Genomic DNA, 23,464 nt, shown 5'->3' with positions numbered 1-23,464 from the left:
GGGTACGGTTCGGTTATGACCGATGTGCTTGCGGCGTTCGCCGACCACCTGAGCTTCGAAATGGGGCACAGCAAGCACACGGTTCGCGCGTACACGGGTGACGTTCGCGGTCTTATCTCATTTGCCGGTGCGCGCGGAGTGGCCGTCGAAGACATTGACCTGGCACTCCTGCGTGCTTGGCTCGCCGAGCACGCACGACGCGGTGCTGCCCGCACGACAATCGCTCGCCAGGTCTCGTCTGCGAAGACCTTCTGTGCGTGGGCGGTGCGCTCACACATCCTTGCCACCGATCCATCGCAGCGATTGCAGGCGCCAAAAGCACATCGGGTCCTGCCTGCCGTTTTGGCTCCCGACGAGGCAGCGGTGGCCATTACCGCACCGCTGACCGCGTCGGACGATGGTGATCGTCCAGCATCCGACGACCCAGTCGCACTCCGCGATCACCTCATTATGGAATTGCTTTATGCCAGCGGTATTCGGGTCGGGGAGCTGTGCGGTCTCAACCTGTCCGATATCGAAGCCGATCGGCGGGTGCTGCGAGTGATCGGTAAGGGCGATAAGCAGCGGGCAGTCCCGTACGGCGTCCCAGCGGGCAACGCCCTCGACCGCTGGCTGGCGCACGGTCGGCCGGCTCTGGCGACTGCGGCGTCGGGGGAGGCCCTGCTGTTAGGAGTCAAGGGCGGCAGGCTCGATCAGCGGATGGCGCGGACAGTGGTGCATCGGGCCACCGAGCGGGCCGGGCAGTCGGTGGGCCCACACGCCCTGCGTCACAGTGCCGCGACGCACCTGTTGGAAGGTGGGGCCGACCTTCGCGTGGTGCAAGAACTCCTCGGACACTCGTCCCTCGCCACCACTCAGCTCTACACGCATGTGAGCGTGGAACGACTCCGCGCTGTGCACCGGCAAGCCCACCCGCGCGCCTAGTGGACGTTGGCGAGTGAGACGACGGGCTTGAGGCGCACGCGTAGTAATCCCAGCAGCCCCAGGGGATTGACGTATGTCGCTTGCCGGCCGGTGCCGCGTCGAGCACCCCAGTGCAGGCACGTCGCAGCACGACAGCCAGCGTGGCCAGACTGCAAGTACCCCAGCACCTGCCCGGTTTGGACATGGTCGCCGCGCCGGACGGTCGGTTGAACGGGTTCATAGGTGGTAGTGATCCCATCGGCGTGCAGGACAGAGATCGTGGGACGGCCAGCGACGGGTCCGGCAAAGGTCACCGTGCCTGCGCGTGCGGCAAGGACCGCGGAATCGCTCGTGGTGCCGAGGTCGACGCCACGGTGCCCGGCTTGCCACCGCTGTGCCGGTGGATCGAATCCGCGAGTGACCGGTGGACGCGGCTGTAGCGGCCAGTCGTAGTGGGGTCGGGCTGTTGCTGCGCTCACCGCGAAGGTCGACCACGCCCCGCAGATGAGCGCCACCACCATCACTGCGGCGAGTCGGAGTGCGGGCGGGGAATGAGATGGGCGCGTCATACTAATTAGACGCACGCGAACCGCGTTTGGATCCATGGGCGTGTCGCGGCAGCGACCAGCGCAAACGTCTGTCGAGCGACGATTTGGCTGGGCCTTGCGATTCGGAGTAGTCTGGCCGACGCACCTGGGTATGTCCCGGGTGACTTCGCGCACCCGCGTTTGAGCAGCAGAACGAGCAGTCCCGGAACCAATTTCCGGGGTCGTTATGCGGTGGTGGGTGCCAGGGCTGGGACTCAAACTGAGCTCCGGCGACAACTGCGAGAGAGGACACATTCATGGCTGTCGTAACCATGAAGCAGCTGCTTGATAGCGGCGCACACTTCGGGCATCAGACCCGCCGTTGGAACCCGAAGATGAAGCGTTTCATCTTCACCGACCGCAACGGCATCTACATCATTGACCTGCAGCAGACGCTGGGCTTCATTGACCGCGCCTTCGAGTTCGTCAAAGAGACTGTCGCTCACGGCGGCACCATCCTGTTCGTCGGCACCAAGAAGCAGGCACAGGAATCGATCGCCGCTGAGGCGACCCGCGTCGGTATGCCCTACGTCAACCAGCGTTGGCTCGGCGGCATGCTCACCAACTTCCAGACCGTCCACAAGCGCCTTCAGCGGATGAAGGAGCTGGAGGCCATGGAGCAGACCGGTGGCTTCGAGGGTCGTACCAAGAAGGAAATCCTCATGCTCACGCGTGAGAAGAACAAGCTGCAGCGCACCCTGGGCGGCATCCGCGACATGGCCAAGATTCCTTCGGCCGTGTGGGTTGTCGACACCAACAAGGAGCACATCGCTGTCGGTGAGGCACGCAAGCTGAACATCCCGGTCATCGCGATCCTGGATACCAACTGCGACCCCGACGTTGTCGATTACCCGATCCCGGCAAACGACGACGCTATCCGTAGCGCCGCACTGTTGACTCGCGTCATCGCCACGGCTGTTGCCGAGGGCGTTCAGGCGCGTGCGGGCAAGGCTAGCGGCGACGCAAAGCCGGAAGCTGGCGAAGGCGAGCCTTTGGCTGAGTGGGAGCAGGAACTGCTTTCGCAGCCGGCACCCGCTGAGGCAGCTGCCGCAACCGAGGCTGCGGCTGCTGAGGCTCCCGCTGCTGAGGCCCCGGCCGCAGAGTAATTGCCGCAGAATAACTTTCGGGCAACAAGAACGGGCTAGAGCCCATTCTCCGGCGGGGTAATTACCTCGCCGGAGAATCTTGTCTCTCGATCCAAAACCACAAAGGAGGGTCGCCATATGGCGAACTACACCGCTGCGGACGTGAAGCGTCTGCGCGAACTGACCGGCTCGGGCATGCTCGACTGCAAGAACGCCCTCGCGAACAACGACGGCGACTTCGACAAGGCCGTTGAGGAACTGCGCATCAAGGGCGCCAAGGACGTGGGCAAGCGTGCTGCGCGTTCCACCGCCGAAGGCCTCGTCGCTGCGCGCGACGGCGTCATGATCGAGCTCAACAGCGAGACTGACTTCGTCGCCAAGAACGAAGAGTTCCAGAAGCTGGCCGACGATGTCCTCGGTGCCGCTGTGGAGATCCGCGCCAACGACGTCGAGTCGCTGCTGGCAGCCAAGCTCGGCGACGGCACTGTCGGCGACGCTGTCGAGGCACTGTCGGCGAAGATCGGCGAGAAGCTGGTCCTGAACCGCGTTGTCTCGTACGACGGCCCCACGGCCATCTACTTGCACAAGCGTGCATCGGACCTGCCGCCCGCCGTTGGCGTCCTGGTCTCGTACACCGGTGATTCCGATGCTGCCGCTGAGGCTGCTCGCGGAGCTGCCATGCAGGTTGCCGCGCTGCGCGCCAAGTACGCCAGCCGCGACGAGGTTCCGGCCGAGGTTGTCGAGTCGGAGCGCCACGTCGCCGAGGAGACCGCGAAGGCTGAAGGCAAGCCGGAGCAGGCTCTGCCGAAGATCGTGGAAGGTCGCCTCACCGGCTTCTTCAAGGACGTCGTCCTCGTCGATCAGCCGTCGGTCACCGACTCCAAGAAGACCGTTAAGGCCATCTTGGACGAGGCCGGCGCGACCGTCGTTGCGTTCACCCGCTTCGAGGTTGGCCAGTCCTGATCTGAGGACTTAATTACCGCTTCCGGCCCCGGAATCGCCCCGTTGGGGGCGAGTCCGGGGCCGGAGTGCATGTGGGGGCACGTTCGCACCTTAAGATGGAGAGAGTTTGTGCCCGATACTCGATTGAAGGAAGAGATGAGCGAATCGCAGTCGACCGTAAACCCGGGCGAAACGGCATCCGGAGGCCGAACCGGCTATACCCGCGTCATGCTGAAGCTCGGCGGCGAAATGTTCGGTGGCGGCTCGGTTGGCCTTGACCCCGACGTTGTTGGTGCCGTGGCCGATCAGATTGCCGAGGTAGTTTCCTCCGGCGTGCAGGTGGGCATTGTGATCGGTGGCGGAAACTTCTTCCGCGGTGCCGAATTGCAGCAGCGCGGCCTCGACCGAGCTCGATCGGATTACATGGGCATGCTCGGCACCGTGATGAATTGCCTTGCCCTGCAAGACTTCCTGGAGAAGCGTGGGATCACCACGCGAGTTCAGACGGCCATCACCATGGGACAGGTCGCTGAGCCCTACCTGCCGTTGCGCGCCGTCCGGCACCTGGAGAAGGGCCGCGTCGTGATCTTCGGCGCGGGCATGGGCATGCCCTACTTCTCGACCGATACCACGGCCGCTCAGCGCGCCCTGGAAATCAAGGCCGAAGTGGTGCTGATGGCGAAAGCTGTCGACGGAGTCTACTCGGACGACCCCCGCACCAATCCGGATGCGAAGCTGTTCCGCGAGATTACCCACCGCGAAGTAATCGAACAGGAGCTGAAGGTCGCCGACGCTACCGCGTTCAGCCTCTGTATGGACAATAAGATGCCGATGTTGGTGTTCAACCTCCTTGAGAGTGGAAACATCGCACGTGCCGTCGCCGGTGAGCAGATCGGCACCCTCGTCCGGACCGTCTGACCCCCGACCTAACTCCCACTTCATAAGCAAAGGACACCGACGTCTCATGATTGACGAAGCTCTGCTCGACGCTGAAGAGAAGATGGAGAAGGCCGTTGCGCACCTGCGTGACGACATGGCCTCCATCCGCACCGGGCGCGCCAACCCGACAATGTTCAACAAGATCGTTGTCGAGTATTACGGTGCATTGACCCCGATCACGCAGGTCGCGAGCATCAATGCTCCGGAGCCGCGAATGATCATCATCAAGCCGTACGAGGCCTCCCTCATGCGCGACATTGAGACCGCAATCCGCAACTCGGACCTCGGCGTCAACCCGACGGACGACGGCAACGTGATTCGCGTGTCGATTCCCCAGCTCACTGAGGAACGGCGCAAGCAACTCGGTAAGCAGGCACGCGGCAAGGGCGAAGACGCTAAGGTCGCCATCCGAAACATTCGCCGCAAGGCGGTCGATGAACTCAAGCGCATCCAGAAGGACGGCGACGCAGGCGAAGACGAGGTTGTCCGCGCCGAGAAGGATCTCGATAAGACGACCCACACGTACACCGAGTCGGTCGACGAATTGGTGAAGAATAAAGAAGCCGAGCTGCTGGAAGTATGACGAGTTCACCGGGACAGTCTTCGACGCCGAGCCCCGCGGCGGCACCGTCGAAGGCGGGTCGTAATCTGCCCGCAGCCATCGGGGTGGGTGTTGCGCTTGGCGGTTTCCTGATTGCCGTCTTGCTGCTGGTGCCCGACGCTTGGTACGCCGTTGTCACCGTGGCGATCGCCATTGCGACGTGGGAAGTCACCAAGCGTCTGCGTGACGGCGGTTTTGCGGTCCCGGTGATTCCACTCCTTGTTGGCGGGCAGGCCATTATGTGGCTGTCGTGGCCATACGGGTTGGCCGGGTCGTTTGTTGCGATGGCGGCGACGATCCTGGTGATGATGGTGTGGAAGCTCTTCGCACAAGGATTGTCGGCTGCGCCGGTGAACTACCTGCGCGATCTGTCGGTCTCGACGCTCGTGCTGGCGTGGCTACCGGTGCTCGCTACCTTCGGTACCTACCTGGTCCGTGAAGACCAGGGCGCGTATCGGGTCTTCACCCTCGTGCTGGTCGTGGTCTGTTCCGACGTGGGTGGTTATGCGGCCGGTGTGCTGTTCGGCAAGCATCCGATGGCGCCAGCGATTAGTCCCAAGAAGTCGTGGGAAGGCCTCGGCGGTTCGCTGCTGGTCGGCACCCTCGGTGCCGTTGCTTGCTCGTTGTGGCTGCTCGACACCCCGCACTGGTGGATCGGCTTTGTCTTGGGCCCGTTGCTGGTCCTGGTGGCCACCAGCGGCGACCTCATCGAGTCGCAGATCAAACGCGACCTCGGAATCAAAGATATGGGTACTTTGCTGCCTGGCCACGGTGGAATCATGGACCGGTTGGACTCGCTGTTGCCCTCAGCTTTCGTAACCTGGGCGGTGCTGGCGCTACTTCTGTAGGCCAGCACCGCCCGGGGCACACTATTTCGTCAGCGACAGTTAGTCGGTATGGCTGCTGGCCTTCTTCAGTGCCCGGTTGAGTTGAATGATCCGGGCGGCACCGAGGGCGCCGGTAATAAGCGCACCGATGATTGCGGCGACGAGGACCGTCACGCCGACGGGGAGTTCCACGGTGCCGAATAAGAAATTGACGGCAACGCTGTCCTGATTTGCAACGATAAACACCAGCAGCAAAATCAGGGCGACGACGCCCACAATCCAACCGACGTACATGAAGCCCGCTCGGGTATGCGAAGCCTTTTTGGTGACCTGCTTGATGCGATCGCGTTCGCCAGCGACCGCATGTGTAATGGCGTCGTCGAAGGTCGGGGCATCCGGCTGCGCAGCCGCCGGCGGGTAATTCGCGGAGTCCGCATTGTCGTCCGGTCCAACTGGGTGCTGACCGTTGCTCGGATCTTGTGTCGTCATCTGCCCATGATTACATGAGACACTGGCTTACGTGAGTTCTCTGCCTTTGGTTTTTGACGCGCCTAAACGCGGTATGCCGCCCAAGCACTTCGCCGATCTCGACGCGGCGGGGCGAGTCGCCGTCGTCGAAGAGCTCGGCTTGCCAAAGTTCCGGGCAAATCAGCTGGCCAAGCAGTATTTTGGTCGACTCAATGCCGACGTTGAGGAAATGACCGATCTCCCCGCCAACAAGCGCGAGGCGGTCGCCGAGAAGTTGTTCCCGACACTGATGACGCCCGTACGGCATGTCGCGGCGGACGATAACGAGACTCGGAAAACGCTGTGGCGTCTGCACGACGGCACCCTGCTCGAATCGGTTCTGATGCGCTACCCGGGACGCAACACCCTGTGTATCTCCTCACAAGCTGGCTGCGGCATGGCATGCCCCTTCTGCGCGACGGGTCAGGGCGGTTTGGACCGCAACCTGTCGACCGCGGAGATTGTCGACCAGGTTCGCTCGGCGGCGCGAGCGTTGCGCGACGGCGAGTTCGGTGAGCCGGGACGACTGTCGAACATTGTGTTCATGGGAATGGGGGAGCCGCTCGCCAACTACAAGCGAGTGGTCGACGCCGTTCGGAAAATTACTTCGCCCGCGCCAGAGGGTTTCGGTATCTCCGCACGCTCGGTGACCGTGTCGACCGTCGGTTTGGCTCCGGCGATCCGCAGGCTCGCCGATGAAGGTCTGCAGGTGACCCTCGCCGTGTCGCTGCACACCCCGGACGATGAGCTTCGCGACACCCTGGTCCCAGTCAACAACCGGTGGTCGGTGTCGGAGGTTCTCGAGGCGGCACGCTATTACGCCGATACGACGGGCCGTCGCGTCTCAATTGAGTACGCGTTAATCCGCGATGTGAACGATCAGCCGTGGCGTGCGGACCTGTTGGGCAAAAAGCTGCGCAAGGCGCTGGGTTCGCTGGTGCACGTCAATTTGATTCCGCTGAACCCGACGCCGGGCTCGCAATGGGACGCCAGCCCCAAGCCCGTCGAGGCCGAGTTTGTGCGCCGAGTTCGCGAGCAAGGAGTCTCGTGCACCGTGCGCGACACCCGCGGCCAGGAGATCGCCGCCGCCTGCGGGCAGCTCGCGGCCGAAGAAAAGTAGAAGCTACTCCTGCGGGAGATCGCTCGCCCTGTGCATGAGCGCAGGGATGCAAGGGCAGTCGGCAAGCTCGGGTATCGAGCTCGACAACAAAAAGACCCGAACGACGTGGCGTTCGGGTCTTTTTCGTTTGTTGCGGTGGTGCTAGCGCTTCCAGACACCCTTGCGCGGGATCATCGAGTAGACGGTGTAGCCGATCAGGAAGACGGCGATGATGATCAAGTAAATGTCTTCGACGTGTCCTTCATGATTGCCCTTGAGCATGGCAAGGAGAATCAGGGCGGTCACGAACGATGCGATAGCAATCGACTTGCGTGCGACGCCGTGCCAGCCGAATCGTGCTGACGGCGCGTCAGCGGGCTCGCGAACCCATCCGGTATCGATGGTTTCGACCTCAGTGCTTGCCACGTTCACTCCTTATGACGACCGGTAGTAGTCCGGCCTACAGCATAACCTGACGCTCGTGCGCGACAATGGTTGGTGTGACGACGCGTGTGTTGATTTTGGGATCCACGGGATCCATCGGTACTCAAGCCCTCGAAGTGGTGGCTGAGCATCCCGACCTCTTTGAGGTTGTGGGGCTCGGCGCCGGAGGCGGCAACCTGGACTTGCTGGAACAGCAAGTCCGCCATGCACGACTGCCAGCGTCGCAGGTCGCCGTCGCCGATCCGGTCGCGGCCGCGGTCTTGAGCGACCGACTCGGACGTCCGGTGCTGTCGGGTCCCGACGCAATGGTGGCGTTGATTGAGTCAGTTGCCGCCGACGTCGTTCTCAACGGTGTGGTGGGGTCCATCGGGCTGGGACCGAGCCTGGCCGCCCTGAAATCTGGCGCGAGATTGGCCTTGGCCAACAAGGAATCACTTGTTGCCGGGGGAGCCCTGGTGCTCGACGCCGCTGCTCCCGGACAGATAGTGCCCGTCGATTCCGAGCATTCGGCGATTGCCCAATGCTTGCGCGGGGGGACGGCCGCCGAGGTGGACCGACTGGTGCTGACGGCTTCGGGTGGACCATTCAGAGGATGGACGGCCGAGCAGGTGGCCAATGTCACGCCAGAGCAGGCGGGGAAGCATCCGACATGGTCGATGGGTCCGATGATTACCCTCAACTCGGCAACCCTGGTCAATAAGGCACTCGAAGTGATCGAGGCGCACCTGCTGTTCGACGTGCCCTACGACCGTATCGATGTGACGGTTCATCCCCAATCGATCGTGCACTCAATGGTGACCTTCGTCGACGGCGCCACCATCGCCAAAGCCTCACCGCCGTCGATGAAATTGCCGATTGCGCTGGCCCTGGGCTGGCCGGACCGTGTCCCGAACTCGTCGACGCCACTCGATTGGACAACGGCGTCGGCGTGGACCTTTGAGCCCGTCGACAATGAGGTGTTTCCGGCAATCAACCTGGCCCGCCAGGCGGGGACCGCTGGCGGAAGCCTTACCGCCGTCTTCAACGCCGCCAACGAAGTCGCCGCCCAAGCCTTCTTCGACGGCGCCGTCGCATTCCCAGACATCGTTGGGATCATCGGTGATGTGCTTGCTCGGGCCGATCAATGGACCACTCGTCCAGGTAATGTCGATGAAGTTCTTGCGGCCGACAGCTGGGCGCGGTCGTGTGCCGCTGAGTTGGTGGCGCTGCGTTGACCTAATTTGGGTTGACCTATTTTGGGTTGCCCGGTTTTGGGCTGACCTGTTTGAGGGAGAGAGTTAGTGAGCTTGGTGCTCGGCGTCGCACTGTTTGCGTTGGCCCTATTGATCTCTATCGCCTGGCACGAGCTCGGCCACATGTGGGCGGCGCAGGCGACGGGGATGAAGGTCCGGCGCTACTTTGTCGGCTTCGGGCCCACCCTCTGGTCAACCAAACGCGGTGAAACCGAATATGGCGTAAAAGCCCTGCCGCTGGGCGGATTCTGCGACATCGCCGGGATGACGCCGCACGAGGAACTGACCGAAGACGAACGCGCTCGCGCCATGTACGCGCAGCCCACCTGGAAGCGCCTGGTGGTGCTGATCGCCGGGCCAATGCAGAACTTCATTCTCGGATTCGTGCTCGTGTTGATCCTCGGACTCGGCTGGGGACTGCCAATCATCGGAAACCTGCCGGTGTACGCCAAATCCATGGAGTGCGTGGCCCTCACGACAGATGCGCAGGGCAAGCCAGTCGAGTGCACCGGACCTGCGCCTGCTGCGGGCTCGGGATTGCAGATCGGCGATCAGATTCTGGCCGTTGACGGTGCGACCGTCGCCGGCCCGTCGGAACTAATTCAAGACGTACAGAAGGCTCACGACAGTGTTGTCTTGACGGTGAAGCGCGGGGACGAGCAACTCGACCTCACCGTGCCCGTCACTCAGGTGCAGCGGATGGTCGCGAAAGACGGTGAGGAACCGCACGCTGCGGAAGTCGGGGCCATCGGCGTCGGGCTCGACACGAAGTACACCAACGAATACAACGCGGTCACCATCTGTGGCGGTGCGCTCAGCTTCACCGGCGACATCTTTGCCGAGACGTTCAAGGCCCTTGTGGCCCTCCCATCTAAAATTTCCGGCCTCTGGGACGCAGTGACCGGAGGTCAGCGTGCCGCCGACAGCCCAGTGAGTGTGGTGGGTGCGTCGGTGCTCGGCGGGCAGGCTGTCGAACGCGGCCTGTGGGATGTGTTCCTGGGCCTGCTGATGAGCGTGAACTTCTTCCTCGGCCTCTTCAACTTGGTTCCGCTCCTGCCACTCGACGGCGGGCACATGGCAATCGCGCTCTACGAGAAGGTTCGCAACATCTTCCGACGCTGGCGCGGTCTCATTCCGGCTGGCCCAATCGACTATTACAAACTGTTGCCCGTCACATACGTGGTGGTTGTCGTGATGGGCGGCTTCATGCTGCTAACGCTGACCGCCGACGTGGTGAATCCGATCAAGGTCTTCTAGCTCGAAGGGCGATTTCACGGCGTAACCAAAACGGTCGCCGCCCGTGATGAGGCTCCCACCACCTCTACGGTGCTGACTGCGGGGTCCGCCGGTACTGTTGATAGCGAATATGAGGAGTGATGTCTGTGTCGACAACTGCTGGGTCTAATGGTTCCGGTCCGATTGCGGTAGGACTCGGTATGCCCGCCGGGCCACCGCCTGTGCTGGCCCCGCGGCGTCAGACGCGGCAGATCCATGTCGGCAAGGTTGGCGTCGGTAGCGACTTCCCGGTGTCGGTGCAGTCGATGTGTACCACTAAGACTCACGATGTAAACGCGACGCTGCAGCAGATTGCGCAGCTCACGGCCGCCGGGTGCGACATCGTTCGCGTAGCCTGCCCGCGCCAAGAGGATGCCGACGCACTCGCCGCAATCGCCAAGAAATCGCAGTTGCCCGTCATCGCGGACATTCACTTCCAGCCGAAGTACATTTTTGCGGCTATCGACGCCGGCTGTGCCGCAGTGCGCGTCAACCCGGGCAATATTAAAGAATTCGACGGCCGCGTGAAAGAGGTCGCCAAGGCGGCAGGCGACGCTGGTATCCCGATTCGGATCGGCGTCAACGCCGGATCGCTCGATCAGCGGCTGATGAAGAAATACGGCAAGGCCACTCCCGAGGCGCTCGTTGAGTCAGCACTGTGGGAAGCTGGCCTGTTTGAGGAACACGGCTTCGGCGACATCAAGATCTCCGTGAAGCACAACGACCCAGTCATCATGGTCGAGGCCTACCGTCAGCTCGCCGCCCAGTGTGACTACCCGCTGCACCTCGGCGTCACCGAGGCGGGGCCGTCGTTCCAAGGCACCATCAAATCGGCCGTGGCATTCGGCGCGCTTCTCGGTGAAGGCATTGGCGACACGATCCGCGTGTCCCTTTCGGCACCGCCGGTCGAAGAGATCAAGGTGGGCGATGCCATTCTGCAGTCGCTCAATCTGCGCCCACGGAAACTGGAGATCGTGTCGTGCCCGTCTTGCGGCCGCGCCCAAGTGGACGTCTACAAACTGGCTAACGAAGTCACCGCCGGGTTGGAAGGCCTCGATGTGCCGTTGCGCGTGGCAGTCATGGGCTGCGTCGTCAACGGACCGGGCGAAGCTCGCGAAGCGGACCTCGGTGTTGCCTCTGGCAACGGCAAGGGACAGATCTTCGTCAAGGGTGAAGTCATTAAGACCGTGCCCGAGGCGCAAATCGTTGAAACTCTGATTGCCGAAGCGCTGCGTATCGCCGAGGAATCAGGGGAGACTGGTAGCGGCGGCAATCCCGTCGTAACGGTGGGTTAGTTACTCGCTGGATTGACAGCAAGCCGATGTGGCAAACGTCCTTGCGGGTGTTTGCGGGGAGGTGGGGACGTGCTCGGGACGCTTGGCGAACATCCGCTCGGTGCAAAAGACGCTGACGCTGTCTCCCGTGCCCTTGACCTCAACCCGGTGGCATCTTGCATGGTGTCCGCGCGCGTCGAAGCCTACGGACTCTCGCCACGATTCCTCGGCGGCGAAATGTGGTCGGCCTCCCGACCCGCGGACTCACTCGCGTTTTCCGGTGCCAATCTGATGCCACTCATCGGTAGCGCCGTTGACCTCGGCATTTTCGCTGAACGTGCGCTCGCTGGCCCGCGCATCTGCTCGTCGATCGTTGGTGCCGCCGACCTCGCCATGCCACTGTGGGGCCTCCTCGGTCCAGTGTGGGGACCACCTCGTGAGATCCGCGACGATCAACCGCTGCTGGCATTGCACGGGTACCCGGAGATTTCGCCGGACCCGAACGTTCGCCTGGTCACCATGGCCGACCTGGACGTCTACTTCCCGGCGGCAGTCGAAATGTTCATCGGCGAAGTAGGGATCGATCCCTGCATCAACGACGGCGGGCGGTCGTACCGGCGACGCCTGGCCGCACTAATTTCCGCCCGGCGAGTTTTCGCCAGGTTCGACGGCGACCGCGTGATCTTTAAAGCAGAAATTGGATCAATGTCACGCAAGGTCGGCCAGATTCAGGGTGTCTGGGTCGACCCAGAATGGCGAGGTCGGGGACTCGGGACCATCGGTACCGCAGCGGTGGTCGCCGCTATCGCACGCCAAGGGCGCACGTCGAGTCTGTACGTCAACAGTTTTAACCACGGCGCTCGCCGCACCTATGCGAAGGTCGGCTTCCATCAGGTCGGCACGTTTGCGACTGTGTTGGTCGACTGATCATCGCTTGAACCCCACTAGAATCTGGGCAATGCTGTCATCCGCTGTGCTCCGAAATCGCTCATCGCGACCCCGTTGGCTGGTTGCAACATGCCTGCTGACGGCGCTTGTCCTGGCGGGTTCGTTGACGGCGTGCGCAACCCAAGAAGACGGGCCACGATCGGCAGCCCAGGCGTTCCTCGACAAGTTTGCCGCGAAAGATTTCGACGGAGCGGCGTCGTTGACGACCAATCCCAATCGTTCGGGTCCGCAGCTTAAGCAAACGTGGGAGGGGCTGGCAGCTACCGCGATGACCGCGTCGACCGGTCGCGTCAGCATTAACCAGGACGTCGCGGACGTTCCCGTCAGCTACACCTGGACGTTGCCCGGCAATCACCAGTGGCAGTACGATGCGACGGTTTCGATGGGACGGGACGACACTGGTTGGTCGGTGAGGTGGAAGTCGTCGGACATCCACCCCAAACTTGGTGCTGACCAACAGCTTTCATTCACTCAACTGGCACCGCCTCGGGCCGCGGTCAACGAATCAGACGGTTCGGAAGTAATGGTCGACGGCACCGTTACCGGCATCTCGTTCGATGCCGCGGCCGCCGCTGCGGGCGGGAGTGTGATTGATTCCGCGCATCGACTCGTCGGCACGCTGGGGCCGCTGATCCCCGGACTCGACGCGCAGGCGATCGCCGAGAAGGCCACCGCCCAAAGTGACCCGTTGCCGATTGGTCGGATTTCGTCGGGCGACTTCGACCGACTCCGCGATCAACTCGCTGTGCCGGGAATTCTGACCGCAGACCAATCGATCCTGATGCCGCGTGATCCCGGCTTTGCGCCGTCCGTGCTGGCCGAAGTCCGCGACCAAGTCGGCGGTGAGTTGACCGGTGTCAGCGGGTGGCGAGTTTCGGTGCTGAACCCGAATGCGGTGGTCGCCGATGTGGTGGCTGACGAAGCCGGAAAACCTTCCCCGGCAGTGTTGCTGTCGTTGTCACGAACCGTCCAAGATGCCGCTCAGCGTGCCGTTAATGCTGTCGCCGGGAAGCAGGCGATGCTCGTTGCGCTGCAGGCTTCGACCGGCAAAATTCTCGCCGTCGCCCAGAACCGAGATGCCGATCGCGACGGCCTCATCGCCGCTTCCGGGCAGTACCCGCCGGGTTCGACGTTTAAGATCGTCACCTCGGCTGCGGCCTTCCACGAGAACATGGTGAACCCCGACTCGACGGTCCCGTGCCCCGGCGAGATTGAGATTGGGCCGCGCACTATCCCGAACTACGATGGCTTCTCCCTGGGGCCGGTGCCGTTGCGGACCGCTTTTGCGCAGTCGTGCAATACGTCATTCGCCGATTTAGCGAGCCGGATGGGACCGACTGACCTCACACATGCCGCGGCGGCCATGGGGTTGGGTGCCCAATACGACGTCCCCGGGCTGACGGTGAAATCCGGGTCGGTGCCCGTCGAACCGGAACTGGTGGCACGCAGCGAAGACGGATTTGGTCAGGGCAAGGTGCTGGCCAGTCCCTTGGGCATGGCGCTCGTCGCCGCAGCGGCCCAATCTGGCAAAGCGCAGATCCCGACACTGATTGTTGGTCGAAAGACGACCGTGACCGGACCGCACGCCACCTTGTCCGACGACGTCTATCAACGACTGCGCCCGATGATGCGGGCCGTCGTCACCGAGGGCACCGCGACCTCGATCGCTGGCGCGGGTGAGGTCTTCGGAAAAACCGGTGAGGCGGAATTTGCGGGCGGCTCGCACGCTTGGTTTGCCGGCTATCGCGGTGACATCGCCTTCGCCACCCTGATCGTTGCTGGCGGCGATTCCACCAACTCCGTGAACCTGACTCGCGACTTCTTTGCTGCGATCCCCAATAGCTACCGGCCGTAGCGACAGCCGTCGAACCGGCGTAATTCCCGGTTTCAGGCGTGACAACTAGCGGGCGGGTGTGATGAGCCGTTCACCAGTTTCCGGGTGATCCCAGATGAGGACCGGGTGGTCGTAGGTGGTGCTCAGCAGTTCGGCGGTCATGACCTCTTCGACGGAGCCGGTCGCCAAGAGGCGGCCGTCCTTCATGACAGCGACTCGATCGGCGTAAGCGGCAGTCAACGACAGGTCGTGGACCACCAAGATGATGGTGGCCCCGGCGTCGGCGCGACGCTTCAGGATTGTCAGGACCTGCTCGGTGTGGCCAATGTCGAGCGCCGCCGTAGGTTCGTCGAGCATGACGACCGGGGTGTCCTGGGCGAGCGCCCGTGCCAGCGAAACCCGTGCCTGCTGTCCACCCGAGAGTTGGGTAAACGGGCGATCGACGAGATCGCCAAGTTCGCACTCGCTGATCGCGGCCGCGATGATTTCCGGCGATCGCAGTGCCTGATCGGTCCGCGTCCACGGAAAGCGGCCCATTTCGACGACTTCGCGGACCGTAAACGGAATATCATCGCGATTTTGCTGTGTCACCAGCGAACGGGTCCGTGCCAGCGAACGCGCGTCGGTCCCATGAACATCCAGATCGCCAATGCGAACCGTACCCGCGTCGGGGGAGCGGCTGCCCGACATTGCCGCAAGCAAGGTCGACTTGCCGGAACCGTTCGGGCCGACCAATGCCAAGATCTGTCCAGGAAGCGCGGTGAGGTCGATCCCGTGCAGAATCTGACGGCGGTTGATCTGCACGTCAACGCCGCTCACGACCACCGAGGTCCGCGTGATGGTCGGCTCGTAGGAGTTCTCTACCATCGTCCCGCCGCATTCCGCTGACGGAGCAGCAAGAAGAAGACCGGTCCGCCGATCAGAGAGGTCAGCATGCCCAGGGGGAGTTCGCCGTTGGTCATGGTTCGCGCCGCGAGATCGGCGGCGGCAATCACCAACGCGCCGCCGAGTGCGCTCGCGGGCAGGAGATAGGCATGTTTGGGGCCCACCAGCAGGCGCATCACGTGGGGAACGATCAGACCGACGAACATGATGATGCCGGTGAATGCGACACCCGCGGCAGTCAGCATTGCCACCAGGACGATGACCTGTCGTCGAACAACTTCGACGTTGACGCCCAACGAGGCGGCCTGGACTTCGCCGAGAGCCAGAAGGTCGAGTTTCTTGACCAACAGGATGCCGCCAGCCAGTCCCGCTAACGCGAGCGGCGCGACGATCTTGACCTGCGTCCACGACACGTTGCCGGCGAGGGAACCGAGCTGCCAAAACACGATCTGCTCGCGTGCTGCAGTCGACGCCACGTAGGTCAGGTAGGCGATGATGCCGAGTGCGAAAGCGTTAACTGCGATGCCGGTGAGGACCAGCATGATGGTCGATGAGGCACCGTCACGGATGCTCAGCAGGTAGACGCCAGCAGTCGTAATGAGCCCGAAAACGGCGGCAGCGCCAGCGATCGCCCAACTATTGGATCCGGTGCCGCCAATAACGATCACCAGGCAGGCACCGACCGCTGCGCCGGAGGAGACACCGATGATGCCGGGTTCGGCCAGCGGATTAGCCAGCACCCCTTGCAGCAGGCAACCCGCCGTGCCGAGGGCAAGACCGACCAGCAAACCCAGCAGAATCCGCGGGAACCGCGATACCCAAAGAGCGTTCTCGCCTTGCGGGTCCGACGGTAGGGGACCAATGTTCAGATGCCAGTGGTGAGCGATGGACCCGAGCACCTCGGCGGGGGAAACGTAAACCTGACCGGTGCCTGCGGAGAACACGACGACGACCCCGAGCAGGATTACCGTGCCGACCATCACCCAAATGGCGCGTTTGCTGATCTTCGACGCGCCCGCGACCATCCGTGCCCGGAGGGTCGGGGTGCCATCAGGCATAGATCGATTTTGCAAGAGCACTGAGCACCAAGCCTGTATTGGGACCGAATACGAGGATCTGCGTTTCATCCATCTCGATGACCCGGCCAGCGCGGCCAGCCGAAGTCGCAGCGATCGAGGGCAATTCTAGAACCTTGTCCATACCGCCGACAGAATCGGCACCCTGCGTCATCACGAGGATCACGTCGGGGTCGGCGCGGGCCATCGACTCGACGCTGACCTGGGTAAATGCGGACTTCATTCCGGCTTTGGTTCCGGCGTCGACGCCGCCAAGTGCGGTGATCAGGTCATCTGCACCGGATTCGGGACCGCCGAGCAGCATTAAGTTGGGCCCGCGGATATAGACAAATCCAATGGTCGGGTTCCCAGACGGGTTCGGGATCTGCCTGCGGGCAGCCTCAATCTGCTTCTCGGTGCGTGCCACCAACTTCTCGCCGGCCGCCGGGACCCCGAGTGTCTTGGCGACGGACCGGATCAACTCCGAATCGGTGGCCATCGATCGCTCTCCGGTGAACACCGCGACCTCGACATTGGTGTTGCGCAACTGGTCGACGGCGCCGGGCGGGTTGGCGTCGTCCGTGACCAACACGATCGACGGATTCTGTGCCAAGACCCGTTCGGGATTGATGGTGTGCCCGGTTTCGGTGACGTATGGCAATTGCGCGGCGGCGGGAAACGTCGTCGACCGGTCGCGGCCAACAACGTGCGGGCCCAATCCGAGGGCATAAACAATCGCAGCGAGGGTGCCGTTGCGATCGATGGCGATGATGCGATCGGCGTGGGGACCGGGCGTCGCATCGGTGTCGATTGGAACAACATCCGCCGTGGGCAGCGTGGCGGTCGTTGGACCGTTGCGCAACGTTGCGCTGGTCTTCGCGGCCGCGGCGTTCCCTGTATCGAGCGGTTCTGTGGTGCACCCGGACAGTACTGTGCCCAACACCAACAGGAGAACCCCAACAAAGACCGTCGACGCCGCGGACCGGGAGGGAGTCGCCACCTGAATCCGCCTTGTCGTTCTGAAGCTTGTGTTAGGCACACCTTACTGTCTGATCGGGTGGCGATGCACACCGGTGCGGTCCGTAGAATCGCTCACATGACAGTTCGCGCCCCCCTACAGCCCGGAATTATCTCGCCGACGTTGCCTGTTCCCGACACGATCGAACGTCCCGAGTACGCGTGGAAAGACACCGTCAACGAGGGCAACGAGCCGTGGGTGCAGACGCCCGAAATAATCGAGAAAGTGCGGGTTGCGAGCAAGATTGCGGCCAATGCGCTCGCCGAGGCCGGTAAGGCGGTGCGCCCCGGGGTCACGACCGACGAACTCGACCGCATTGCCCACGAGTACATGGTCGATCATGGCGCCTATCCGTCGACGCTGGGCTATAAGGGCTTCCCGAAGTCGTGTTGCACATCACTGAATGAGGTGATCTGCCATGGGATTCCGGACTCGACGGTGATTCAGGACGGCGACATCGTCAACATTGACGTGACCGCATACATCGATGGGGCTCATGGCGACACGAATGCCACGTTCCTGGCTGGCGAGGTGTCACAGGAGGCGCGTGATCTCGTCGAGCGGACCCGTATCGCGACCGAACGGGCGATCAAAGCGGTGAAGCCGGGCCGCGAACTGAACGTTGTCGGGCGCGTCATTGAGGCTTACGCGAACCGCTTCGGGTACTCGGTTGTTCGTGACTTCACCGGGCACGGGATTGGTGAGACCTTCCACAACGGCCTCATCGTGCTGCACTACGACCAACCCAACGTCGACACGGTGTTGGAGCCGGGGATGGTCTTCACCATCGAACCGATGATCAATCTCGGTGGCCTCGGATGGGAAATGTGGGATGACGACTGGACCGTTGTTACCAGCGATCGCCGATGGACCGCGCAATTTGAACACACTCTCGTGGTCACTGATACCGGTGCTGAGGTTTTGACGCTGCCCGACGAGAGGTAACGCTCGCACGGTGTGAAGGTCGTCTCGACGGGTATTGCTTGGACAGGTTGGTCGCGGACCGCCCCGCCGTCGGCCCGGTCGACATATCCTGTCTGGGTGACGACCTCGCGCCTGACGGCAACCCACGACGGACTGACCTTCGACGTAGAAGAGAGCGGCCCGGCCCGTGGGCCGTGGGTGGTTCTGCTGCACGGTTTTCCGGTGAATTCCCAATGCTACGACGAGGTGATTCCCCGCCTGCACGAAGCTGGCCTGCGGACCCTGCGCATCAACCAGCGCGGATATAGCCCCGGTGCTCGACCCGATGGGGTCGACGAGTACCGGTTGGAAAAGCTGGTCGATGACGTCAGTGAGATTTTGATTCAGCTGAATATCTCGTACTCGATGATCGTCGGACACGATTGGGGCGGGATCGTCGCCTGGCATTTGGCAGCCAAGTACCCGGACCGGTTTACCGGGCTCGTCGCCGCCAGTACCGGCCATCCCTCGGCCATGCGCGATGCGCTCGCAGTGGGTGATGACCAGCGCCGACGGTCGGCCTACATCAAGGACTTCATCGCCGACGGGGCCGAGGAGAACCTACGGGCCCGTGACGGTGTGCTGTTGCGCAAGGCGGGCGTTCCGAAGGAAGAACTCGCGCCGATTCTGGAACCGGGCGCGCTGACCGGGCCCCTCAACTGGTATCGCGCCAACTTCACCGGCGATGTTGCCGCCAACCTAGCGTGCCCGCCGGTGGAGATCCCAACGACGATGGTGTGGAGCGACGGCGACGCTGCACTGGGCCGCGAGCAGGCCGAGTTCAGCGGACGCTACGTCTACTCCGATTTCCGCTTCTCCGTCCTGGAAGGTGTCGACCACTGGATTCCGGAGAAGGCTCCGGCGGCCTTGGCCAGCGAAATCGCGCTCCGCTCAAACCGCTTCTGATCGCGGCCGCAGCTGCTAATCCAGCTCAAGACCGAGCAGCGCGTTCTCCAACACCTCGGGCATCGCGGGGTGGATCCAATACTGGCCGCGGGCCATGTCGCTGACGGTGAGCCCGAAGTTCAATGCCTGAATGACGGGCTGGATCACCGTCGATGCTTGCGGTCCCATGATATGCGCCCCGAGCAGTTTGCCCGTGGCACGGTCGGCGACAAGTTTGCAGAAGCCCGTTGTGTCTTCCATCGCCCAGCCGTAGGCGACGTCACCGTAGTTCTGGACCTTGACCGCAACATCGTGGCCCTTGCGGGCTTCTTCCTCGGTGAGTCCGACTGCGGCGATCTGCGGATGAGTGAACACGGCGAATGGCACGTACCGATGGTTGAATCGGTCGAGATTGTCCGCATGCCAACCCTTGAGTAGGTTCTCGGTGACCACCCGCTGCTCATGGTTGGCCACGTGCTTGAGTTGGAATGGCGAGCTGACGTCACCGAGCGCCCACACATTCGGTGCTGGCGTACGCCCGTGTGCGTCGACCGGGACGCGACCGTCATCGAGCAGATCAATGTTCAACGAGGCCAAGCCCAACTTGTCGCCATTGGGGGTGCGGCCTGTCGCGACGAGCAGTACCTCAGAATCGATATGGGTGCCATCGGCGAAGGAGAGACGGACTCCGCCGTCCTCGAGTTGGTTTGCGCCACTGACTGTTTGGTCCAAAAGGACGTTCCACTGCGTGGCCGCGACCGCGGTGAAGCGCTCGCTGAGTTCTGCATCGAGACCGCGTAGCAGTCGGCCACTGCGGGCTACAACGGTCACCTCGGTACCCAATGCGGCAAAGACGTGCGCGAACTCGGTGGCGATGTAGCCGCTGCCCAAAATCGTCATGGTTTTGGGGAGATCGGGGAGGCGCATCACGTCGTCGTTAGTGTAGTAGCGCACACCGGACGCCGCGATCACGTCGGGGACCTGCGCGCGCGAACCCGCAGCAATCACCACCTGGCGGGCCAGGACTTGGTCGCCCGCATCGGTAATCAGCCGGTAGTAGCCCGAGGCATCGTCGACGCCGTCGAACCGCACATGCGATGAATAGACGGTGATGTTGTCGCAGCGGTCGGTCCGATACTCCCGGCCCCCAGCTGAAATGGGGTCGATGCGACCGAAAACCCGCTCCACAATGGCTGGCCAGTCCACCGAATCGACACTCGCGTGGACGCCGAACCGCTCGGACGACCGCGCCGCATCCGCAACGTCTGCGGCGTAGACGAACATCTTGGTGGGGATGCAGCCAACATTGAGGCAGGTTCCGCCGTAAATGGACTCCTCGAACATCGCGATGCTGGTGGCGTCATAACGCTCGTCGGGGATCGAGTTGCCGCTGCCGGACCCAATAATTGCCAGGTCGAAATGCTGAATGCTCACTGCTGCGCTCCTTCGCCGAACACGGTGCTCAGCCATGTCTGAACCTCGCTGAACGCGGTGCTGCGAGCGGGTTCAAGGGACAAGAAAACATCGTGGCGGGCACCGGGAACAGCGACTGCCCACACTCGCTTCCCAATCGCGCCGGACCACTGGGCAATCTGTTTGACGTCCAACACGCAGTCGGCGGTATCCACTTCGGCACCGTACGTGGTCTGGAATTGTGTCTTATCCGACCGCAGGACGAGGGCTGGGACGCCGACGTCAATACCGCGGTGCAGCCTCTTGTGACCAGCCCGAACTGCGGCCAGCCATCCGAAGGTGACGGGAAACCCGACGAGCGGTTTGCGCCGCAAGTCGTACGACCACTCGCCGTGTTTGCTGACATGCAGGCTGTCGCCGTAGGCGCTCGACAATGCGCGGGACATTTCCTTCTTGGCCTGCACTTTGCTGAGGCCCTTGATGGCGAGTCCCACCGCGCTGCTGCGTAGGAGCGCCTCGCCCTGCAGGTCGAGCCAAGGACTGTTCAACAGCAGTCCCTTGAAGTGCCGGTGACGAGCCGGGTCGGTTTTACGGAGGCGGTCCATCCACAACGGCGTGATCAGGCCGCCAGTGGAATGCGCCACGACCATCACCTGCGCGGGTGCGTTGGGGGCGGAAGTCTCTTCGACGATGATGTCGAGTGCCGCGTTCAACTCTTCGTCGTAGATTTTGAGGTCCGAAACATAGTGGGGCTGGTGATGATCGTCGAGCGACCGTCCGCACTTGCGCAGATCGAGGGCGTAGAACGCGTAACCCTGTTCGCGGAAGTAGTCGGCGAGATGGGTTTGAAAAAAGTAGTCGGTGAAGCCGTGGACATACAGAACCGCACCGTTCTGCGCATCGGAAGCCCCTTGCGCTCGCACCAGAGTCGCGTCGATCGGCCCGGCACCGTCGGGATCGTCGTGTAGGTCTAGCGTCCGAGACTGAAAGTTTTCGAGAAACTCGTCCGGATGCCATTGAGGGTTCTTGGCGATGGTCACGACGACCATCGTAGGTGTACAGCGGCACGGATGGGCGGGGAGCAGGCCGCCAGCGGGCGGTGCCCGTGCGTTAGCACCCTGTCGCGATCGCCACAATTGCCCGCACCAATGATGACTCGCTCATGGCGATGGGGAACAATGAACACCAATGTAGGAGACGTGGATCCCGTTTGGGTAGAGGAGTTCAGCAGCGTGGCCAAGGTGATTAAGACAGATGTGGCGCTGATTGGCGCAGGAATTATGAGTGCCACCCTGGGTGCCCTCTTGCGTCAGCTGGAGCCGAACTGGTCCATCAGTCTGTTCGAGCGCCTCGAGGCAGCCGCATCCGAGAGCAGTGACCCGTGGAACAACGCGGGCACCGGCCACTCGGCGTTGTGCGAGCTGAACTACACCCCGATGGACGCCAACGGCGACATTGAGATCGCTAAGGCGCTCAGCATCAACGAGCAGTTCCAGGTCTCGCGTCAGTTCTGGGCACATGCTGTCGACGAAGGCATGCTCGGCGTGCCCGACGAGTTCATCAACCCAATCCCGCACGTGGGCTTCACCCACGGTGCAGAAGGTGTTGATTACCTGCGCAAACGCCACGCCGCGCTGGCTAGTCAGACCCTGTTCGAGGGCATGGAATTCATCGACGACGCCGACGACTTCGCCAAGCGTCTCCCGCTGATGGGGGCTGGCCGCGACTTCTCCGACCCGGTTGCGCTGAACTGGTACGACCAAGGCACCGACGTCGACTTCGGTGCGCTGACCCAGCAGCTGTTGAACTACGTCGGTCGCGAGGCAGACCTGTACTACGGCCACGACGTCCGCAACCTCACCAAGCAGTCCGATGGCAGCTGGGTGGTTAAGGTCCGCAACACCCGCACCGGTGAGAAGCTTCGCGTCGAGGCGAAGTTTGTTTTCGTCGGTGCCGGTGGAGGAGCCCTGCACCTGCTGCAGAAGTCGGGTATCCCCGAGGCCAAGGGCTTCGGCGGTTTCCCCGTCAGCGGCGAATTCTTCCGTTGCACCAACCCCGACGTCATCGCCGAGCACTCGGCCAAGGTGTATGGCCAGGCCGCCGTTGGCGCACCGCCGATGTCGGTGCCGCACCTGGACACTCGCGTCATCAACGGTGACCGCGGCCTCCTGTTCGGACCGTATGCCGGTTGGTCGCCGAAGTTCCTCAAGACCGGCGGCATCATGGACCTGCCGAAGTCGGTGAAGCCGAACAACTTGATCCCGATGATGTCGATCGCGCCGCAGGAATTTGGTCTGCTCAAGTACCTGATTTCCGAACTCGCCGCGAGCCCGATCGATCGCCTGCACACGTTGCAAGACTTCGCGCCGCGTGCTGTCGGAGAAGATTGGGAACTCATCACCGCTGGACAGCGCGTCCAGGTGATCCGCAAGACGGGCGTCGGCGGCAGCCTCGAGTTTGGCACCGCAGTTGTCGCCGCTGGCGACGGCACTCTCGCCGGCCTGCTGGGTGCCTCGCCCGGTGCGTCGACCGCGGTTCCCGCCATGATTTCGGTGCTGGAGCAGTGCTTCGGTGACCGGTTCGACGGTTGGAAGGGTGCGCTGACCACGATGATTCCGTCGTTCGGGCAGAAGCTGAACGACAATCCGGCGCTGTTCCGCGAGATGTGGGATTGGACCAACAAGAGCCTGCAACTCACCACCCACGATCAGGATTAACGCACACCAAACGATGGCTACAGGGGTGCCG

At 62.7% G+C, this 23,464-nt stretch carries 23 protein-coding genes; 15 read left to right on the top strand and 8 right to left on the bottom strand.

From position 1 onward, the window contains the following. Nucleotides 1-15 precede the first annotated feature (15 nt). On the top strand, nt 16-924 hold the full coding sequence (locus AC1L34_RS06540; RefSeq protein WP_424295419.1) for a tyrosine recombinase XerC: 909 nt from the start codon (nt 16-18) through the stop codon (nt 922-924). On the opposite strand, the gene AC1L34_RS06535 is transcribed toward AC1L34_RS06540, so the two are convergent. Beyond that, on the bottom strand, nt 921-1,472 hold the full coding sequence (locus AC1L34_RS06535) for a M23 family metallopeptidase (protein ID WP_424295417.1): 552 nt from the start codon (nt 1,470-1,472) through the stop codon (nt 921-923). The genes AC1L34_RS06540 and AC1L34_RS06535 overlap by 4 nt on opposite strands. Before the next feature lie 275 nt (nt 1,473-1,747). Between AC1L34_RS06535 and rpsB the strand changes: the two genes are divergently transcribed. From rpsB to AC1L34_RS06510, 5 genes are all read left to right on the top strand, one after another. After that, entirely contained in the window at nt 1,748-2,596 is an 849-nt protein-coding gene (gene rpsB / locus AC1L34_RS06530; protein ID WP_424295416.1) for a 30S ribosomal protein S2, read from the top strand. A gap of 117 nt (nt 2,597-2,713) precedes the next feature. After that, nucleotides 2,714-3,538, top strand: a complete 825-nt coding sequence (tsf, locus tag AC1L34_RS06525) for a translation elongation factor Ts (RefSeq protein WP_424295414.1) — start codon at nt 2,714-2,716, stop codon at nt 3,536-3,538. A gap of 135 nt (nt 3,539-3,673) precedes the next feature. Beyond that, nucleotides 3,674-4,435 carry a UMP kinase gene (gene pyrH / locus AC1L34_RS06520; protein WP_424295412.1) on the top strand — a complete coding sequence of 254 codons (762 nt, stop codon included), beginning with the start codon at nt 3,674-3,676 and terminating at the stop codon, nt 4,433-4,435. 46 nt (nt 4,436-4,481) lie between these two features. After that, a complete protein-coding gene (gene frr / locus AC1L34_RS06515; protein WP_424295410.1) occupies nt 4,482-5,039 on the top strand; it encodes a ribosome recycling factor in 558 nt (185 codons plus the stop codon). Continuing rightward, complete coding sequence (locus AC1L34_RS06510; protein WP_424295408.1) at nt 5,036-5,905, top strand: phosphatidate cytidylyltransferase; 870 nt, start codon at nt 5,036-5,038, stop codon at nt 5,903-5,905. Before frr ends, AC1L34_RS06510 begins: the two co-directional genes overlap by 4 nt. 39 nt (nt 5,906-5,944) lie before the next feature. Here the strand turns inward: AC1L34_RS06510 and AC1L34_RS06505 are convergent, their stop codons facing one another. Next, nucleotides 5,945-6,373: a LapA family protein gene (locus AC1L34_RS06505; protein WP_424295406.1), complete on the bottom strand. Its 429-nt coding sequence runs from the start codon at nt 6,371-6,373 to the stop codon at nt 5,945-5,947. Between the two features lie 31 nt (nt 6,374-6,404). Between AC1L34_RS06505 and rlmN the strand changes: the two genes are divergently transcribed. Beyond that, nucleotides 6,405-7,511: a dual-specificity RNA methyltransferase RlmN gene (gene rlmN / locus AC1L34_RS06500; RefSeq protein ID WP_424295404.1), complete on the top strand. Its 1,107-nt coding sequence runs from the start codon at nt 6,405-6,407 to the stop codon at nt 7,509-7,511. Nucleotides 7,512-7,652: 141 nt separating this feature from the next. Here the strand turns inward: rlmN and AC1L34_RS06495 are convergent, their stop codons facing one another. After that, nucleotides 7,653-7,916, bottom strand: coding sequence for a DUF2631 domain-containing protein (locus tag AC1L34_RS06495; protein ID WP_424322876.1), 264 nt, complete (start codon nt 7,914-7,916; stop codon nt 7,653-7,655). 65 nt (nt 7,917-7,981) lie between these two features. Here AC1L34_RS06495 and dxr point away from each other — a divergent pair, with 65 nt between their 5' ends. The 5 genes from dxr (at nt 7,982) to AC1L34_RS06470 (ending at nt 14,518) form a co-directional block, all read left to right on the top strand. Further along, on the top strand, nt 7,982-9,148 hold the full coding sequence (dxr, locus tag AC1L34_RS06490) for a 1-deoxy-D-xylulose-5-phosphate reductoisomerase (protein WP_424295272.1): 1,167 nt from the start codon (nt 7,982-7,984) through the stop codon (nt 9,146-9,148). A gap of 66 nt (nt 9,149-9,214) precedes the next feature. Further along, nucleotides 9,215-10,423 carry a M50 family metallopeptidase gene (locus AC1L34_RS06485; protein WP_424295270.1) on the top strand — a complete coding sequence of 403 codons (1,209 nt, stop codon included), beginning with the start codon at nt 9,215-9,217 and terminating at the stop codon, nt 10,421-10,423. A 179-nt stretch (nt 10,424-10,602) separates the two neighbouring features. Then, on the top strand, nt 10,603-11,736 hold the full coding sequence (ispG, locus tag AC1L34_RS06480) for a flavodoxin-dependent (E)-4-hydroxy-3-methylbut-2-enyl-diphosphate synthase (protein ID WP_424295276.1): 1,134 nt from the start codon (nt 10,603-10,605) through the stop codon (nt 11,734-11,736). Nucleotides 11,737-11,805: 69 nt separating this feature from the next. Beyond that, on the top strand, nt 11,806-12,642 hold the full coding sequence (locus tag AC1L34_RS06475; protein WP_424295268.1) for a GNAT family N-acetyltransferase: 837 nt from the start codon (nt 11,806-11,808) through the stop codon (nt 12,640-12,642). A gap of 31 nt (nt 12,643-12,673) precedes the next feature. Next, complete coding sequence (locus AC1L34_RS06470) at nt 12,674-14,518, top strand: penicillin-binding transpeptidase domain-containing protein (RefSeq protein ID WP_480035196.1); 1,845 nt, start codon at nt 12,674-12,676, stop codon at nt 14,516-14,518. Nucleotides 14,519-14,563: 45 nt separating this feature from the next. On the opposite strand, the gene AC1L34_RS06465 is transcribed toward AC1L34_RS06470, so the two are convergent. Genes AC1L34_RS06465 through AC1L34_RS06455 form a run of 3 tightly spaced genes read right to left on the bottom strand, consistent with a single transcriptional unit; the run spans nt 14,564 to nt 17,437 of the window. Then, entirely contained in the window at nt 14,564-15,364 is an 801-nt protein-coding gene (locus AC1L34_RS06465; RefSeq protein WP_424295264.1) for a heme ABC transporter ATP-binding protein, read from the bottom strand. Then, nucleotides 15,358-16,407: a FecCD family ABC transporter permease gene (locus tag AC1L34_RS06460; protein WP_424324221.1), complete on the bottom strand. Its 1,050-nt coding sequence runs from the start codon at nt 16,405-16,407 to the stop codon at nt 15,358-15,360. Before AC1L34_RS06460 ends, AC1L34_RS06465 begins: the two co-directional genes overlap by 7 nt. A 25-nt stretch (nt 16,408-16,432) precedes the next feature. Next, nucleotides 16,433-17,437 (bottom strand): heme/hemin ABC transporter substrate-binding protein, encoded by a 1,005-nt coding sequence (locus AC1L34_RS06455; RefSeq protein ID WP_424295262.1) that lies wholly within the window; start codon nt 17,435-17,437, stop codon nt 16,433-16,435. 96 nt (nt 17,438-17,533) lie between these two features. On the opposite strand from AC1L34_RS06455, the gene map reads away from it, so the two are divergent. Both map and AC1L34_RS06445 read left to right on the top strand, forming a co-directional pair. Beyond that, complete coding sequence (map, locus tag AC1L34_RS06450; RefSeq protein ID WP_480035195.1) at nt 17,534-18,400, top strand: type I methionyl aminopeptidase; 867 nt, start codon at nt 17,534-17,536, stop codon at nt 18,398-18,400. Between the two features lie 96 nt (nt 18,401-18,496). Then, nucleotides 18,497-19,324 (top strand): alpha/beta fold hydrolase, encoded by an 828-nt coding sequence (locus tag AC1L34_RS06445; RefSeq protein ID WP_424295258.1) that lies wholly within the window; start codon nt 18,497-18,499, stop codon nt 19,322-19,324. 15 nt (nt 19,325-19,339) lie between these two features. Here AC1L34_RS06445 and AC1L34_RS06440 read toward each other — a convergent pair whose 3' ends face one another. Both AC1L34_RS06440 and AC1L34_RS06435 read right to left on the bottom strand, forming a co-directional pair. Beyond that, on the bottom strand, nt 19,340-20,773 hold the full coding sequence (locus tag AC1L34_RS06440; protein ID WP_424295256.1) for a mycothione reductase: 1,434 nt from the start codon (nt 20,771-20,773) through the stop codon (nt 19,340-19,342). Further along, nucleotides 20,734-21,765, bottom strand: coding sequence for an alpha/beta hydrolase (locus AC1L34_RS06435; protein ID WP_424295254.1), 1,032 nt, complete (start codon nt 21,763-21,765; stop codon nt 20,734-20,736). The genes AC1L34_RS06440 and AC1L34_RS06435 overlap by 40 nt, the downstream gene beginning before the upstream one ends. A 231-nt stretch (nt 21,766-21,996) precedes the next feature. Between AC1L34_RS06435 and mqo the strand changes: the two genes are divergently transcribed. Next, nucleotides 21,997-23,433 (top strand): malate dehydrogenase (quinone), encoded by a 1,437-nt coding sequence (mqo, locus tag AC1L34_RS06430; RefSeq protein ID WP_480035317.1) that lies wholly within the window; start codon nt 21,997-21,999, stop codon nt 23,431-23,433. Nucleotides 23,434-23,464 lie beyond the last annotated feature (31 nt).

It is taken from the genome of Gordonia sp. 34D (assembly GCF_056682775.1).
The sequence above is the reverse complement of the archived record's forward strand: the minus strand, read 5'-3'. Positions and strand labels throughout refer to the sequence as shown.